Below are 14,844 nucleotides of genomic sequence, written 5' to 3' on the forward strand. Positions count from 1 at the left end.
TTATGGTATAGTCAATCTTGGAATAGAACTATGCAGAAGCTCTCAGAGAGGAGATTTAATGTTGTTTCGTTATACTAAACAAAAATGGCTTTTAGTGCTCGGCTTAGTCATGTTGATGGGATTATTGGCAGGATGTGTGCCAGCAGACCATACGATGGACACTCCAGATTTATTGCAGGGCAATTTCTGGGAGAAATACGTAGTTTATTATTTCGCGATCGCGCTTGATACGTTCGCCGGCTGGTTCGGCGGTTCATATGTGCTTGCGATCCTCATGCTTACGATTATTGTGAGGACATTAATTTTGCCACTTACGCTCAAACAATATCGCAGTTCAAAGGCGATGCAGGCTTTGCAGCCTCAAATGGCAGAAATTAAAAAGAAGTTTAAGGACAACCCGCAAAAGCAACAAGAAGAAACGATGAAGCTATTCCAAACCCATCAGGTTAACCCGATGGCTGGTTGTTTGCCATTGCTTGTTCAGATGCCAGTATTTATCGCACTATACAATGCGATTTATTGGAATAAGGATATTCGTATGGACAATATCTTTGGATTTGTACTTGGTGAGCCAAGCCCATGGTACTTCTTGCCTGTACTTGCAGCGATAACTACATTTATTCAATCTAAAATGATGCAGAAGCAACAAACGCAAACGGTTCCTGGTATGTCGATTATTTTGACAATCTTCCCGGTACTAATTTTCGTTATGTCGATGTCATTCCCAGCAGCACTACCTTTGTACTGGGTATTCAGTAACATCTACACCATCATTCAAAACTACTTCCTGTACGTACGTTCATCAGACAAGGGTAAGAAGGAGGTCCTTGCGAAATGAAGAAAATCGTTGCATCGGGAAAGACGATAGACGATGCTGTGCGTAATGGTTTGTCACAATGGCAAGTAGCGGAGGAACGCGTAAAGATTGTTGTGCTAGAGCAACCATCTAGAGGGTTGTTCGGGCTGATTGGTGTGAAGGAGGCGAAGGTTGAGCTCGAGCTTATTCCTGATCCTCTTTTGGAAGCTGAGCAGTTTCTTCAAGAAGTAGCAAGAACAATGGGACTACAGGTGAGCGTTGAACGAAAGCAATCGAGGGATGGTATTCAATTGTCCGTTTCGGGCGGTGGAGACCTTGGTATGCTAATCGGACGCCGCGGAGGAACGCTTGACGCACTACAGTACTTGGTTAATATTGTGGCGAATCGTTATTCAGACAGTCATTTAAGAATCGTCCTTGATGCAGAGGATTTTCGCGAGCGTCGTCGCAAGACATTGGAGGAGCTCTCCGATCGTCTGGCTGGACGAGTTATTCGTACAAGAAAAGAAGTTGTTCTTGAGCCGATGACGCCGCACGAACGCAAGGTCATTCATTCGCAGCTACAGAATCACCCTAAGGTGAGAACTTTTAGTAAGGGCGACGAGCCTAATCGCAGAGTCGTCATTGCTTTAAAGTAAATTGTGATGAAATCCTTCTATACCGTTATATAGGCATTATGCAGCAATGGCTTCCCATGGTCATTGCTGTTTTTCCATTTGAAACATAAGAAAGTGTATAATTGTAGTTCCTTTAGGTTGTCTTTTACACGTGAGAGGTGTTGATTCATCATGGTGCATGATACAATTGCGGCTATTTCTACAGCAGTTGGAGAAGGTGGCATTGCCATCATTCGTATAAGCGGTCCGCAAGCAATTAGCGGTATCGATGCTATTTTCCATTCGAAAATAAGTCTAAATGATGCCGATACACATACGGTTCATTATGGTCATATTATAGATCCTTCCACAAGTGAAAAGGTGGAGGAAGTATTAATTACGTTGATGAGAGGTCCTCGCTCATTTACAGCTGAGGATGTTGTTGAAATCAATGCTCATGGCGGAGTGATCGCTGTGAAGAAGGTTCTTGATCTCGTTTTGCAACAGAACGATATTCGTACGGCGGAGCCGGGTGAGTTTACGAAGCGCGCCTTCTTGAATGGGCGTATTGATCTTATGCAAGCTGAAGCTGTTATTGATTTGATTCGTTCTAAGTCAGATCGTGCATTTTCAATTGCGAAGAAGCAGTCTGATGGTATTTTATCCAAAAGGATTAAAGAGCTTCGTCAGACCGTAATTGAATTGCTTGCACATATAGAAGTAAATATTGATTACCCAGAACATGATGTTGAAGCAATGACAAGTGCCTACATTCGAGAGCAATGTCAGTCTGCTATAGATGAAATCGACAAGTTGCTTAAGACGGCCAATGAAGGAAAGATTTTGCGAGAGGGCATTATGACAGCTATCGTTGGTCGTCCTAATGTCGGTAAGTCTTCACTAATGAACGTGCTTACGCAAGAAAATAAAGCTATTGTTACCGATATACCAGGTACAACACGAGATGTAATCGAGCAATTTGTTACACTTAACGGTATACCACTTCGTTTACTCGATACAGCAGGGATTAGAGAAACAAATGATGTGGTCGAGAAGATAGGTGTAGAGCGGTCAAGAGATGCGCTTCAGGAAGCAGATTTGATCCTATTTGTACTTAATAACAATGAGGCTTTAGAAGCGGATGATCGTCTGTTGCTAGAGCAACTGAAGGACCGTTCTGTTATAGTGATTATTAACAAGATGGATCTACCTGGGCAATTGAATCTTGATGAAGTAAAGGCATATGTACCTGATCATGCGATTGTTCAAATGTCTGTGTTGCAGGAGAGTGGTCTCGATTCACTTGAAGCGACCATTAGTGAGATGTTTTTTGATGGTCAACTTGAGGCTAATGATTTGACATATGTCAGCAATGTACGACATATTTCGCTACTTAAACGGGCGAAACAATCGATGCAAGATGCAATAGATGCAACTTATGTAGGAATACCGATAGATGTTATACAGATTGACGCACGACTTGCTTGGGAGTCGCTTGGAGAAATTCTTGGTGATGAAGCAGGGGATTCTTTGATTGATCAAATATTTTCACAGTTCTGTCTTGGAAAGTAGGGGTTAGCAATGGGATATTTGGCAGGCGAATATGAAGTTATCGTTATTGGTGCGGGACATGCTGGCTGTGAAGCTGCACTTGCTTCAGCTAGAATGGGTTGTGAGACGCTGCTGCTCACGATCAATTTGGATATGGTTGCTTTTATGCCATGTAATCCGTCTATTGGAGGTCCTGCAAAAGGTCATGTCGTTCGTGAGATCGATGCACTTGGTGGGGAAATGGGACGGAATATTGATAAAACGTTTATTCAAATGCGTATGCTGAACACAGGTAAAGGTCCTGCTGTACATGCACTTCGTGCACAAGCAGATAAGTTCGAATACCAGCATTTAATGAAGAAAACAATTGAGGAAACAGACCATTTGACGCTTAAACAGGGTATGGTGGAAGAACTTATCATTGAAGACGGTAAGTGTGTGGGAATCGTTACGAAATCCGGAGCAGAATACCGTGCAAAAGCAACAGTCGTTACAACTGGTACTTACTTGCGTGGAAAAATTATTATGGGTGAACTTATCTATGAGAGCGGCCCTAACAATCAGCAGCCGTCTTTAAGGTTGTCACAGAGCTTGCGGGAGAATGGCCTTGAGCTTGTTAGATTCAAGACGGGCACGCCTCCACGTGTGCATAAAGATTCGATTGATTTCTCTAAAACAGAAATTCAACCAGGTGATGAGAAGCCGAAATTCTTTTCTTATGAGACAGAATCTTCGGATAATGAACAGCTGCCATGTTGGTTAACGTATACATCAGAACAAACACATCAAATTATAAATGACAATCTTCACCGTGCTCCAATGTTCTCAGGTGCAATTGAAGGTACAGGACCTCGTTATTGTCCGTCCATTGAAGATAAAATTGTTCGTTTTGCAGATAAGCCGAAACATCAAATTTTTTTAGAGCCAGAGGGTAAAAACACTTCTGAATACTACGTGCAAGGATTATCCACAAGTATGCCAGAGGATGTTCAATTAGGAATATTACGTTCAATTCCAGGTTTGGAAAATGTTGAGATGATGCGTACAGGTTATGCAATTGAATATGATGCAGTTAAACCAACTCAACTGTGGCCTTCACTTGAAACGAAGGTGATTGATAGTTTATTCACAGCTGGACAAATTAACGGAACATCTGGCTATGAAGAAGCTGCAGGTCAAGGTGTGATGGCGGGAATTAATGCCGCTCGCAAAGTGCAGGGGAAAGAACCGGTTATTATTGGTAGAGCAGAAGGTTATATCGGCGTTATGATTGATGATTTAGTAACGAAAGGGACAAATGATCCTTATCGCTTGTTAACTTCAAGAGCAGAATATCGCTTGTTGCTGCGTCATGACAATGCAGATATTAGACTTACTCCTATTGGATATGACATCGGATTGATAACGGAAGAAAGATACAATAAGTTCTTGCAGAAAAAAGAACTTGTTGAACAAGAGATTGAACGTCTTCGTAATACAAGAATTAAACCGGATGATGTAGAAGCTATGCTTACAGCTGCTGGATCAACACAGTTATCGCAAGGTATGGATATTTTGTCTCTACTTCGCAGACCGGAAGTTACTTATGCTCATCTTGAAATGGTAACTCCTTCTCCTTTGGAATTAACAGATGACATGAAGGAACAAGTCGAAATTCAGATTAAATATGCAGGTTACATCGATAAACAATTGTTGCAGGTTGAACGACTAAATAAAATGGAAAAGAAACGTATACCTGATGATATCGATTATGATGAGGTGAAAAGTCTTGCTAATGAAGCGAAGCAAAAGCTTAGCGTCATTAGGCCATTATCTATAGGTCAAGCAACTCGTATTGCTGGAGTTACTCCAGCTGACATTTCAATTCTTCTTGTACATTTAGAACATTACAATCGTGTTAGGGCGGCTAGAGGATAACTTATGGATATGACAACACAATGGTTTATAGAAAAGTTGAAGGAGAAAGGGATTACCCTTTCTCCAGGTCAGCTTCAACAATTCGAAATGTATTTCGAGATGTTGGTTGATTGGAATGAACGAATGAATTTGACTGGTATTACTGAGCGAGATGCAGTCTATGAAAAACACTTTTTCGATTCGATATCACTTGCTTTTTTTACAGATATGAGCAAAGTGCAGAGACTTGCTGATATTGGCTCTGGAGCGGGCTTCCCCAGCATTCCGCTAAAAATTTGTTTTCCTCATCTTCAAGTATTAATCGTTGATTCCCTTAATAAACGAATTCAGTTTTTGACAGCATTGACGAAGCAATTAGGACTTTCTGATGTTCAGTGTGTTCATGGGCGCGCAGAAGATGTTGCACGTATGTCTCAACATCGTGATAGCTATCATCTTGTAACGGCAAGAGCTGTAGCAAGATTAAGTGTATTAAACGAGTTTTGTTTACCGTTTGTGCGTAAAGAGGGCTTTTTTGCAGCGATGAAAGGTTCTAAGTCGGATGAAGAGGTAAGTGAGGCATCATATAGTCTTCGTGAATTGAAGGGGCGTATAAAAGCGCAACATATGCTTCATCTTCCGAATGAACAATCGGAGCGACATATTATTTTGGTAGAGAAGTATGAAGGAACGCCTAAGAAATACCCGCGAAAAGCAGGAACACCTATTAAGCAACCTCTGGTTAAGTGAAGATTGTTTCACGTGAAACAATCTTCAATAAATAATCACATCTTTTCCATTAGCATTTAGTCTGTCAAGCAGGAGTTCAATCGAAGCAAGTCGAATTAGATAATAAATACAAGAAAATATAGGTATCCAATATGTATAACTTATATTTTATCGTGAAGCGAATTTCATTATTTGTCTTTGTTTGAAGTCGCTAGCGCTTGTCTGATGGAATTTCCTCTCAGGGATGAGCTGGTCTTTCTTTTCGAAAGAAGTCTAAGCTGACAGATGTTGTAGCGAATTATGACCGTGAGGAATTGTGATGAACGCGCATGGTCTTCAGCAAAGCTTTAGATTTATCACATGATCGGGTGGTAGTAATCGATATGAAAGAACAAATTTCTCGTTTGTTCGGTTTAACCGAACAGCGCACGCCGCAAGAAGAAGTACGTCAAATACCTCTACAAGACATCGATACGAGTCCTTTTCAGCCACGTACTGTTTTCGACGATGATCGGATCGATGAGCTTTGTCAGACGATTAAGACGCATGGTGTTATTCAACCAATCGTCGTTCGAGTGCGCAATAACAGATATGAGATTATAGCTGGTGAACGCCGCTTCCGTGCTGTTACTAAACTCGGTCTTGATACAATTCCAGCAATTGTTCGTGAGTTTAACGACTCACAAACAGCTTCAATTGCTCTGATCGAAAACTTGCAGCGTGAAGGGTTAACAGCAGTTGAAGAAGCAATCGCTTATCAAAAATTAATAGAGTTGCATCAGCTTACTCAAGAGAGCTTGGCACAACGTCTTGGCAAGAGTCAATCAACCATTGCCAATAAACTTCGCTTGCTCATGTTACCAGAGTCTATTAAGATATCATTAATGGAAAGAAAGATAACAGAGAGGCATGCAAGAGCATTATTATCTCTTGATTCAGAAGAATTACAACTTAAAGTACTAGAAGAAATTATTACTAAAGAGCTCAATGTGAAGCAGACGGAAGTTCGTATTGCTTTTTTGAAAGAATCTACAAAATTAAAAAAGGCAAAGCGAGTTTCCTTCACTAAGGATGTTCGTCTTGCTCTGAATACAATAAGACAGTCTATTGAGATGGTATCAGGTTCTGGTCTGCAAATTAAGACAAATGAAAAGGATCATGAGGATCATTACGAAATCGTGATTCAAATACCTAAACGATAGCATTGTTTCGACTTCGTTTTATACCAAATTCTATGCCGACTTTATGCCGCCTTCTGTGAAGGCGGCGATGCCATTTGTACAAAAGTTTCACTTATGAGGTGAGTTTGAATTGTCGAAGATAATTGCTATTGCCAACCAGAAGGGCGGCGTCGGTAAAACGACAACGTCTGTGAATTTAGCTGCGTGTCTTGCTTCATTAGGTAAAAAAGTACTGCTTGTCGATATAGATCCGCAAGGTAATACTACAAGTGGATTAGGTATTAACAAAGCAGACGTGCCTAATTGTATTTATAATGTACTTATTGATGATGTACATCCTAATGATGCTATGGTGGAAACGAGTGTTCCTGGTCTTAAAATCATTCCAGCTACTATACAACTTGCAGGTGCTGAAATAGAGTTAGTACCAACTATTTCTAGGGAACTTAGGTTGAAGAAATCATTGCAAATGGTGAAAAATGATTTTGATTATATATTAATTGATTGTCCACCATCTTTAGGTATACTGACAATTAATTCATTAACTGCTGCAGATTCTGTGCTTATTCCAATTCAATGTGAATATTATGCACTTGAAGGTTTGAGTCAATTGTTGAATACAGTAAGATTAGTACAAAAACATCTGAATACTACGTTGCAAATCGAGGGCGTTCTACTCACAATGTTAGATGCAAGAACTAATCTTGGCATACAAGTTATCGAAGAAGTTAAGAAGTATTTCCAACAAAAAGTGTATCAAACAATTATTCCGAGAAACGTTCGTTTAAGCGAGGCACCGTCACATGGTCAAGCAATTATCACATATGATCCAAAGTCCAAAGGTGCAGAAGTTTATCTTGAACTTGCGAAGGAAGTGATCATGTATGAGCAAGCGGCTAGGTAGAGGGTTAGATGCATTAATTCCATCTCTTTCTGTTAATGACGATGATAAAGTTATCGAGATACCACTTTCGCAACTTAGACCAAACCCATATCAGCCTCGTAAAACCTTTGATGAAGATTCGATCAAAGAGTTAGCTGAATCGATAAAGCAACATGGTATCATCCAACCCATTATCGTACGCACTGTACTTAAAGGTTATGAAATCATAGCTGGTGAAAGACGTTTCCGTGCGTCGCAGTATTGTGGTAATACGACAGTCTCAGCAGTAGTAAGAACCTTTACAGATCAGCAAGTTATGGAGATTGCATTAATTGAAAATTTACAACGTGAGGATCTTAACGCTTTGGAAGTTGCAATTGCGTACCAAGCACTCATGGATAAGTTTAAATTAACGCAAGAAGAGTTAAGCCTTAAAGTAGGTAAATCCCGTTCACACATTGCAAACTTCGTAAGATTGCTAAGTCTCCCAAATGAGATTAAAGAATATGTTTCACGTGGAACAATTTCGATGGGTCATGCAAGAGCTTTGGCAGGAGTGAAGGATCAAGATGTACAGAGAGAGTTAGCTAATCTAACTGTAACATCTGAGTGGAGTGTTCGTGAATTAGAAGACGCCATTCAAAAGTTGGATACAAAAGGGACAGGGCAACAAAAACAACAGAAACAAACAAAAAGAGATCCCTATATTGACCAATTGGAAGAGACGTTACGGGAACGTTTTAAAACAACGGTTAAGATCAAACAACAACGAGATAAAGGGAAAATTGAATTACAATATTACAATAAGCAGGACTTGGAGCGGTTGTTGGAATTGCTACAAAAGCTTGCTTAAAATAGTTTGAATCGAATGGCATATCTAAGTTGTAATCTTTCTGATGAAGGATTAAACTAAGATATGCCATTGTTGTTTAATGTCTACCGGAAAGGAGTCTGCAAATTATGAACACAGAAGAGCAAGGGTTAATTTACTTAGATCATGCAGCAACTTCATGGCCGAAACCGAAGGCAGTAACAGATGCAGTTGTGAATGCGATAATAAATGATGGGGCTAACCCTGGTAGAGGCAGTCATGCTATGGCTGTTAGGGCAAGTCGTATATTGTTTGATACACGTAAGCAACTAGCTAAATTGTTTAATATTAAAAATCCAAATGATATTGCATTTACTTCAAATACTACGATGTCGTTAAATATGGCAATCAAAGGATGGCTTAAGCCAGGAGACCATGTTATTTCAACGACAGTTGAACATAACTCCGTTAGACGACCACTTCATTATTTAGAACAAACGATCGGAATTGAAGTTAGTTACATTGAAACGGATCAGCAGGGAAAGATAAGAGTAGATGAGATAGAGGAAGCGATACAAGGACGTACAACGTTAATCATCGTTAATCATAGTTCTAATCTGCTTGGTACAATTCTCCCTGTAGCTGAGATTGGTGAGCTAGCGAAAAAACATGGTGTAAAGCTGCTTGTTGATGCTGCACAAAGTGCGGGAATCATTCCAGTAGATGTACAAGCCATGGGTATACATATGTTAGCATTCCCAGGACATAAGGGATTGTTAGGTCCACAAGGAACGGGAGGGTTATATATAGCCCCCGAAATTGATTTAGAACCTTTATTGCACGGAGGCACTGGTAGTCAATCAGAAACGCCTCACCAGCCTCTTGTAAGGCCTGATCGGTATGAGGCAGGCACACAGAATACAGCTGGCTTAGCGGGGCTCCAGGCGGGCGTTAAATACGTGCTAGAAGAGTCGGTAGAAAAGATCCATGCTAAAGAATGGGGATTAGCGCAACGGTTGATGGAGGGACTCTCCAAACATGAAAATGTACAAATTCTCGGACCAGCATTAGGAGAGCCAAGAACAGGAATAGTAGCATTTAATGTAGATGGAGTTGATCCTTCAGAGTTGTCCTTTATATTGGATCAGCATTATAAAATAGCTGTACGAGCTGGTTTCCACTGTACGCCATTAGCTCATGTAAGTGCAGGGACGGTAGCAACTGGAGCGGTACGTGCAAGCGTAGGGGTATTTACAACAGAGGAAGAAGTAGATGCATTACTAATAGCCATAAAAGAAATATCGCAGCAATATAGCTTGTAGGGGATGGGATTAAGACATGAACGAATGGTACTTGGAACCCTTTAATGTGGTGGCTGCAATTATGGCAGTTTTGGTAGTTGTTTTAATGATAAGAATGGCTGTAATCGGAAGTAGATTAAAGAAGTTACGAAAACAATATGTAGCCGTAATGGGTGACACAGGGGTTACTAATATCGAGGAAGTAGTTATTGAGCTCAAGAACAATCTGGAATCGCAACGACAAAAGACAGAGCAACTCCAACAACAATTGGCAACGATGCAGGCAACGTTGCCGAAGTTGAAGAGCAAGATCGGCATCCATCGATACAATGCTTTTTCGGATGGTGGCAGTGAACTTAGCTTCTCAATTGCTATCGTTAATGATGAGAAGGATGGGGCAGTGTTTTCTGGGCTCCATAGTAGAGAAAGTACTTATGTATACGCAAAGCCGGTGGAGAAGGGTGAATCACCATATCCACTAACACCAGAAGAAAAGAAATCAATACAAGAAGCGAAATAAAAGGTTAACCTGCTTAAATTCAATTATTTATGGTCAGAAGCGGCGGTTTGATCCCTTACAGTTGAGGAAATATGAATGTGGTTCGCTATTGCAGTGAATAAACTAGTAGCGATGATTTCGGACAAGCGCATCACGAGATGAAGTCTTGTATTTTGTAAAACAAAGTATTCCATGAATCCACCAACATTGACGATACCAGTAACATGGATATCACCCACTGGAGGGAGATCTTTATTCACGCCAGCACCAGGCCGAACGGGTCCTTCTGCAACTTGAATACATCCTACACTTGCAACTTGGCCTAAACAAGCATCAATTCCAATTACAAATGGTGAAGCATGTTTATCATTAATTTCAAGAAGTGTTTCTTCTAAATTCATTGCATGTACAGGGTTCTCTAGAGTCCCATATAGATGAAAATGAGGGCTTCTATACTTCAATAAAGATGTACCGATGAGTGGGCCAAGTGCATCACCAGTAGAACGGTCCGTTCCGATACAGACGACAACGATAGGGCGGTTGGTAGGTATATCTTGCAAAAAACCTGTTAAACGATTCACTAGTAGACCAATAATGTTGCTGGTGGTGTAAGGCAGCTTAAACGGAACATCCCTCATAAATGGTAGTTTCATATAATCCCTCCCAAAAGCGCTTATATGATACTAGTATATGGATGGGACAACCATTTTATACGTTCCTGTCTGTTAAAAATATAGAGGGACAAACTAGTAGGAGGGTGTCATGCTAATTGCGTTCGACTCAACACAACAAGCTCTTCGTGCAGAAATGCTGCTGGAATATGCAGAAGTCGAAATCGACATCTGTCCGACACCAAAGGAAATAACGGCAGGTTGTGCGTTATCCATTCACTTTCCTGAAGAAGATTTAAAGATCGTTCGAGATGTGATTGAACAAGAAAACGTAGAAATAAGAGGCATCTTCAAGCCAGTTGAACAAGGCTACGAACAGCTAGAGCTAGATAAACAAAAATGATGGTGCTGATGGAGATGATCCAGAGTGATAACAATATACAATGAAACATTAGAATGGCTTAAAAATCCCGATACATGGCAAGCATTTGCTTATTCGGCTCTTAGAATAGCATTAATTTTACTAATCGGAAGATTTGTTGTATGGCTTGTCCATAAATCTGTCGATCGTTTCGTCATCAATCGAGCGAGTAAACAATCACCAGGTCATGCTCGCAGAATGACAACTGTTGGAAAGCTAATGAAAAATGTCATTTCATATGCCTTTTATTTTATCGTTATAATGATTGTTCTATCAGCGATAGGCATAGACCTTGGTCCGTTAATTGCAGGAGCAGGGGTAGCCGGAATTGCTATCGGATTTGGTGCTCAGAGCTTGGTTAAGGACATATTGACTGGCTTTTTCATTATTCTTGAGGACCAATTTGCAGTAGGAGATGTTATTCAAACGGGGCAATTCAAAGGTACGGTCGAGGTTATTGGTTTGCGTACAACTAAAATTCAAAGCTGGACTGGCGAGATACATATCGTCCCGAATGGTATGATTAATGAAGTAACCAACTTCTCCATAAACAATACGCTTGCAGTGGTAGATGTGCTAATCGCTTACGAAGCAGATGTAAACAAAGCAATGGAGATCATTAGAGAAACGACGAAACAATTGAAGCATGAACATCTTGTAAAAGAACCCGATGTGCTAGGTGTACAGTTAGTCGCTGCATTAGCAGTAACGATACGAGTAATAGCCGAATGTAACCCGAATATGCATACGTTTGTTGCAAGATATATGAATAAAGAAATAAAAGATGCTCTGGATCAGAACGGCATCGAAATTCCTTATCCCAAGATGGTTACCTACCAACGATCATATGAGGAGGTATAATGGATGGAACGGAAGCAGTTTGAACTGGGCGACATCGTACAAATGAAAAAGCAGCATCCGTGCGGAACGAATGAAATGGAAATTATAAGAATGGGCATGGACATTCGAATTAAATGTGTAGGTTGTAAGCACAGTGTCCTCATCCCAAGAATGAAGTTTGAGAAAAACATGAAAAAGGTGTTAAGGTCTAACCCGGATGCGACAGCAACACTAGAATAATAGGTGAAGTAAAGCGAACGAACTTATAAATGAAATGAAGAATAACGATCTCATAAGAGGTCGTTATTTTGTGTTTCTAAGAGGAAGTAGAAAGGATCAAAAACAATATAAATTGTAATATTTGTAAATTAAAACTAAAGGTAGATACGTATTATTGCAATCTCTATAATAAATGAATACCATCGATATATAAATGAGATGTATGAGTAGTTTGAACAAGGTGGGTAAACGTGTTAGACTTTTATGAGATTGTATGGATATATGACTAATCAGTAATTATTATTTTACAAACTACGAAATGGAGGACATGATTACATGTCTACTATACCTGCTTGTCCGAGCTGTAGCTCACAATATACGTATGAAGATAGAGGTTTGTTTATTTGCCCAGAATGCAGTCATGAATGGACGACAGAATCGGCTACAGAAAACGAAGAGACTGCTAAGGTAGTTAAGGATTCTAACGGAAATGTGTTAAACGATGGAGATTCAGTTACTGTCATTAAAGATTTGAAAGTAAAGGGCAGCTCCTTAGTTGTCAAAATCGGAACAAAAGTAAAAAGTATTCGTTTGGTTGAAGGTGATCACGATATTGATTGCAAAATCGATGGGTTTGGCGCTATGAAGCTGAAGTCTGAGTTTGTAAAAAAGATATAAAAGTATAAGTAAGACCCGCATCTTAATCGTAAGAAGCGGGTTTTTTTGTGCTACAAATAAAAAAGGGAACTTATGGATGATCACTACTGTCTAATAGGGTGGAGGTGATGAAATGGAAATTCACTATGCTGCGTATATGGAAAGCATGGATAAGACAGAGTTATACAATTTGATGACACAGTATGGTGATGATGTTTGGAAATACGCTTATGCAATAACTAGAAATCGGGAGCAAGCGAAGGATATTGCCCAAGAAGTCTTTATTAAAGTATTCCATAACATCAAATCGTTTAGAGGGCAATCTTCAATGAAAACTTGGTTACTATCGATTACAAGGAATATGGCTATTAATGAAATGAAGTCTAGTTATATGAGACGAGTTGTATTGTTCGAATGGGTTAAATCAGACAACAGAGCAGAGTCGGCTGAAATGGTTTTTATGGGAGAGCAGTCTGCAAAAGATATATGGGACATTATAATGAGTTTGCCTACTAAACTTCGAGAAGTGATCATTTTACAGCTAGAGCATAATTTAACGATGACAGAAATGGCACAGTTGCTAGATGTTTCAGAAGGCACTGTTAAGTCTAGGTTGCATCGAGCTCGTAAAGGGGTAGAACGAAGATGGAAGGGAGCATACGAATGAGTGAATATAAATCCGAATGGGTCGATATCGTGAAGCGAGGATCACTTAAGGAATCAGCATTTACAGAAGAGATGAAACGTACTATTTTGGAAAATGTAGATCGACCTAGAAGAAGGAATCGTCTTAATGTAACTGGATTTATGTCGGTTGCTGTTATGGCTTGTTTAATTATTGGATTACTATTTATAAATGGAAACAATAATGAAGACAGTACAAAATCGATGGGTAGTAGTGGGCTGGGCGGTAATAAAGCGACAATTAATGAAGTAACTAAACCAAAAGAGGATGTCGTTACAGACGTAAATGGTAAAAAGCAGTATCCCATTGAATACAAAGTTTTAAAAGCGAAAGAGTGGAAGCGTGGTGACATGGGATCAAATAATGATCCATTTATACTTCCTGGGATATTCAATACCTTTAATCCATTACTGGATCCAGATGAGTCATACATGGATGGGGTACCAATCAAAAGTGTGGAAATAATAAATCAAAAGAAAATAGAAGGCATTGGAGTATTAGTTCATTATCGATATCCCGGAGAAGAAAAAACATTGGTTAATAAATATGGTAATAATGAACTTGTAAGTTATACGGGGTTAGTTCTCGGAGAAGCAACAGGGGATAGTGTTGTTTATCAAGGGTCTTATGGTCCTATAGACAATGAAGAAATTAGTATGACTAAGGTGTTTGGTCAGTCTGTCATAAAAACTACATGGCAGTGTATGGCTGTAAAAACAACAAAATGTTCGATGTACATTAAAAATGATGATGGAGAGCTAAGCTACTATCTTAATTTTGATTTAATATCTAAAACTTATGAACAAGATTTAGATGGTGACGGACTAGAAGAAGTAATCGTGGCGACTGTAAAAGGGAATCAAATCTATGTGTTTAAAAAAGTGAATGAGAAGTTAGAATGGGCCCCTATGAGGGAAACACTTCGATTAACGAAGGATGACGTCTTAGTCTTCTCTGAAGTAGATAACTCATTTACTGTACGCTCATATGGTGCTCAAAAGTCTATTAAGAAATACCTTTACAAACAGGGATCAAATAAGCTTGTAGAGGCGTAGTAGGGATTAGATTTTAAATACAAAAAAGCTATCATAACCTTATTAGTCACTGTAAAAGTTCTGTTGCGTTCACTATGCACAATATGATACAA

The 14,844-nt window shown here is 39.7% G+C and carries 17 protein-coding genes; 16 read left to right on the forward strand and 1 reads right to left on the reverse strand.

All coding sequences use genetic code 11. The features are described 5' to 3' along the window. Positions 1-58 precede the first annotated feature (58 nt). The 10 genes from I6N90_RS15990 to I6N90_RS16035 all read left to right on the forward strand — a co-directional run bounded on the left by I6N90_RS15990 (position 59) and on the right by I6N90_RS16035 (position 10,285). Positions 59-838, forward strand: coding sequence for a YidC/Oxa1 family membrane protein insertase (locus I6N90_RS15990; RefSeq protein ID WP_197936643.1), 780 nt, complete (start codon positions 59-61; stop codon positions 836-838). After that, positions 835-1,455 carry an RNA-binding cell elongation regulator Jag/EloR gene (gene jag, locus I6N90_RS15995; protein WP_197936644.1) on the forward strand — a complete coding sequence of 207 codons (621 nt, stop codon included), beginning with the start codon at positions 835-837 and terminating at the stop codon, positions 1,453-1,455. The genes I6N90_RS15990 and jag overlap by 4 nt, the downstream gene beginning before the upstream one ends. A gap of 150 nt (positions 1,456-1,605) precedes the next feature. After that, positions 1,606-2,985 carry a tRNA uridine-5-carboxymethylaminomethyl(34) synthesis GTPase MnmE gene (gene mnmE / locus I6N90_RS16000; RefSeq protein WP_197936645.1) on the forward strand — a complete coding sequence of 460 codons (1,380 nt, stop codon included), beginning with the start codon at positions 1,606-1,608 and terminating at the stop codon, positions 2,983-2,985. Between the two features lie 9 nt (positions 2,986-2,994). Next, entirely contained in the window at positions 2,995-4,881 is a 1,887-nt protein-coding gene (gene mnmG, locus I6N90_RS16005) for a tRNA uridine-5-carboxymethylaminomethyl(34) synthesis enzyme MnmG (protein ID WP_197936646.1), read from the forward strand. A gap of 3 nt (positions 4,882-4,884) precedes the next feature. Then, the gene (rsmG, locus tag I6N90_RS16010) at positions 4,885-5,610 is read left to right on the forward strand and encodes a 16S rRNA (guanine(527)-N(7))-methyltransferase RsmG (protein WP_197936647.1); all 726 of its coding nucleotides are present in this window, start codon (positions 4,885-4,887) and stop codon (positions 5,608-5,610) included. Between the two features lie 362 nt (positions 5,611-5,972). Continuing rightward, positions 5,973-6,791 carry a nucleoid occlusion protein gene (gene noc / locus I6N90_RS16015; RefSeq protein WP_197936648.1) on the forward strand — a complete coding sequence of 273 codons (819 nt, stop codon included), beginning with the start codon at positions 5,973-5,975 and terminating at the stop codon, positions 6,789-6,791. Between the two features lie 109 nt (positions 6,792-6,900). After that, positions 6,901-7,674: a ParA family protein gene (locus I6N90_RS16020; protein WP_197936649.1), complete on the forward strand. Its 774-nt coding sequence runs from the start codon at positions 6,901-6,903 to the stop codon at positions 7,672-7,674. Further along, positions 7,655-8,506: a ParB/RepB/Spo0J family partition protein gene (locus tag I6N90_RS16025; RefSeq protein ID WP_197936650.1), complete on the forward strand. Its 852-nt coding sequence runs from the start codon at positions 7,655-7,657 to the stop codon at positions 8,504-8,506. The genes I6N90_RS16020 and I6N90_RS16025 overlap by 20 nt, the downstream gene beginning before the upstream one ends. A gap of 107 nt (positions 8,507-8,613) precedes the next feature. Continuing rightward, positions 8,614-9,786 (forward strand): aminotransferase class V-fold PLP-dependent enzyme, encoded by a 1,173-nt coding sequence (locus tag I6N90_RS16030; RefSeq protein WP_197936651.1) that lies wholly within the window; start codon positions 8,614-8,616, stop codon positions 9,784-9,786. Positions 9,787-9,802: 16 nt separating this feature from the next. After that, a complete protein-coding gene (locus I6N90_RS16035; protein ID WP_197936652.1) occupies positions 9,803-10,285 on the forward strand; it encodes a DUF4446 family protein in 483 nt (160 codons plus the stop codon). Between the two features lie 23 nt (positions 10,286-10,308). Here the strand turns inward: I6N90_RS16035 and yyaC are convergent, their stop codons facing one another. Continuing rightward, positions 10,309-10,917: a spore protease YyaC gene (gene yyaC, locus I6N90_RS16040; protein ID WP_197936653.1), complete on the reverse strand. Its 609-nt coding sequence runs from the start codon at positions 10,915-10,917 to the stop codon at positions 10,309-10,311. 109 nt (positions 10,918-11,026) lie between these two features. Here yyaC and I6N90_RS16045 point away from each other — a divergent pair, with 109 nt between their 5' ends. The 6 genes from I6N90_RS16045 (at position 11,027) to I6N90_RS16070 (ending at position 14,752) form a co-directional block, all read left to right on the forward strand. Further along, positions 11,027-11,278 carry a DUF3343 domain-containing protein gene (locus tag I6N90_RS16045; RefSeq protein WP_197936654.1) on the forward strand — a complete coding sequence of 84 codons (252 nt, stop codon included), beginning with the start codon at positions 11,027-11,029 and terminating at the stop codon, positions 11,276-11,278. A gap of 24 nt (positions 11,279-11,302) precedes the next feature. Continuing rightward, positions 11,303-12,157: a mechanosensitive ion channel family protein gene (locus tag I6N90_RS16050; protein ID WP_332262465.1), complete on the forward strand. Its 855-nt coding sequence runs from the start codon at positions 11,303-11,305 to the stop codon at positions 12,155-12,157. 3 nt (positions 12,158-12,160) lie between these two features. Beyond that, positions 12,161-12,376 (forward strand): DUF951 domain-containing protein, encoded by a 216-nt coding sequence (locus tag I6N90_RS16055; RefSeq protein WP_197936655.1) that lies wholly within the window; start codon positions 12,161-12,163, stop codon positions 12,374-12,376. 315 nt (positions 12,377-12,691) lie between these two features. Further along, positions 12,692-13,033 carry a zinc ribbon domain-containing protein YjdM gene (locus tag I6N90_RS16060; RefSeq protein WP_197936656.1) on the forward strand — a complete coding sequence of 114 codons (342 nt, stop codon included), beginning with the start codon at positions 12,692-12,694 and terminating at the stop codon, positions 13,031-13,033. A 112-nt stretch (positions 13,034-13,145) separates the two neighbouring features. Continuing rightward, complete coding sequence (locus I6N90_RS16065; protein WP_197936657.1) at positions 13,146-13,679, forward strand: RNA polymerase sigma factor; 534 nt, start codon at positions 13,146-13,148, stop codon at positions 13,677-13,679. Further along, positions 13,676-14,752 carry a hypothetical protein gene (locus I6N90_RS16070; protein ID WP_197936658.1) on the forward strand — a complete coding sequence of 359 codons (1,077 nt, stop codon included), beginning with the start codon at positions 13,676-13,678 and terminating at the stop codon, positions 14,750-14,752. The genes I6N90_RS16065 and I6N90_RS16070 overlap by 4 nt, the downstream gene beginning before the upstream one ends. Positions 14,753-14,844: the final 92 nt, after the last annotated feature.

Origin of the sequence: Paenibacillus sp. GSMTC-2017 (assembly GCF_016019935.1) — a bacterium.
Lineage (GTDB): Bacteria > Bacillota > Bacilli > Paenibacillales > Paenibacillaceae > Pristimantibacillus.

Excerpts from the sequence above, each read along its gene's own strand:
- I6N90_RS15990 (WP_197936643.1), top strand. The coding sequence starts at position 59 with ATGTTGTTTCGTTATACTAAACAAAAATGGCTTTTAGTGCTCGGCTTA.
- I6N90_RS16055 (WP_197936655.1), top strand. The coding sequence starts at position 12,161 with ATGGAACGGAAGCAGTTTGAACTGGGCGACATCGTACAAATGAAAAAG.
- mnmG (WP_197936646.1), top strand. The coding sequence starts at position 2,995 with ATGGGATATTTGGCAGGCGAATATGAAGTTATCGTTATTGGTGCGGGA.
- I6N90_RS16070 (WP_197936658.1), top strand. The coding sequence starts at position 13,676 with ATGAGTGAATATAAATCCGAATGGGTCGATATCGTGAAGCGAGGATCA.
- jag (WP_197936644.1), top strand. The coding sequence starts at position 835 with ATGAAGAAAATCGTTGCATCGGGAAAGACGATAGACGATGCTGTGCGT.
- yyaC (WP_197936653.1), bottom strand. The coding sequence starts at position 10,917 with ATGAAACTACCATTTATGAGGGATGTTCCGTTTAAGCTGCCTTACACC.
- I6N90_RS16030 (WP_197936651.1), top strand. The coding sequence starts at position 8,614 with ATGAACACAGAAGAGCAAGGGTTAATTTACTTAGATCATGCAGCAACT.
- I6N90_RS16035 (WP_197936652.1), top strand. The coding sequence starts at position 9,803 with ATGAACGAATGGTACTTGGAACCCTTTAATGTGGTGGCTGCAATTATG.
- noc (WP_197936648.1), top strand. The coding sequence starts at position 5,973 with ATGAAAGAACAAATTTCTCGTTTGTTCGGTTTAACCGAACAGCGCACG.
- I6N90_RS16045 (WP_197936654.1), top strand. The coding sequence starts at position 11,027 with ATGCTAATTGCGTTCGACTCAACACAACAAGCTCTTCGTGCAGAAATG.
- I6N90_RS16025 (WP_197936650.1), top strand. The coding sequence starts at position 7,655 with ATGAGCAAGCGGCTAGGTAGAGGGTTAGATGCATTAATTCCATCTCTT.
- rsmG (WP_197936647.1), top strand. The coding sequence starts at position 4,885 with ATGGATATGACAACACAATGGTTTATAGAAAAGTTGAAGGAGAAAGGG.
- I6N90_RS16060 (WP_197936656.1), top strand. The coding sequence starts at position 12,692 with ATGTCTACTATACCTGCTTGTCCGAGCTGTAGCTCACAATATACGTAT.
- I6N90_RS16065 (WP_197936657.1), top strand. The coding sequence starts at position 13,146 with ATGGAAATTCACTATGCTGCGTATATGGAAAGCATGGATAAGACAGAG.
- mnmE (WP_197936645.1), top strand. The coding sequence starts at position 1,606 with ATGGTGCATGATACAATTGCGGCTATTTCTACAGCAGTTGGAGAAGGT.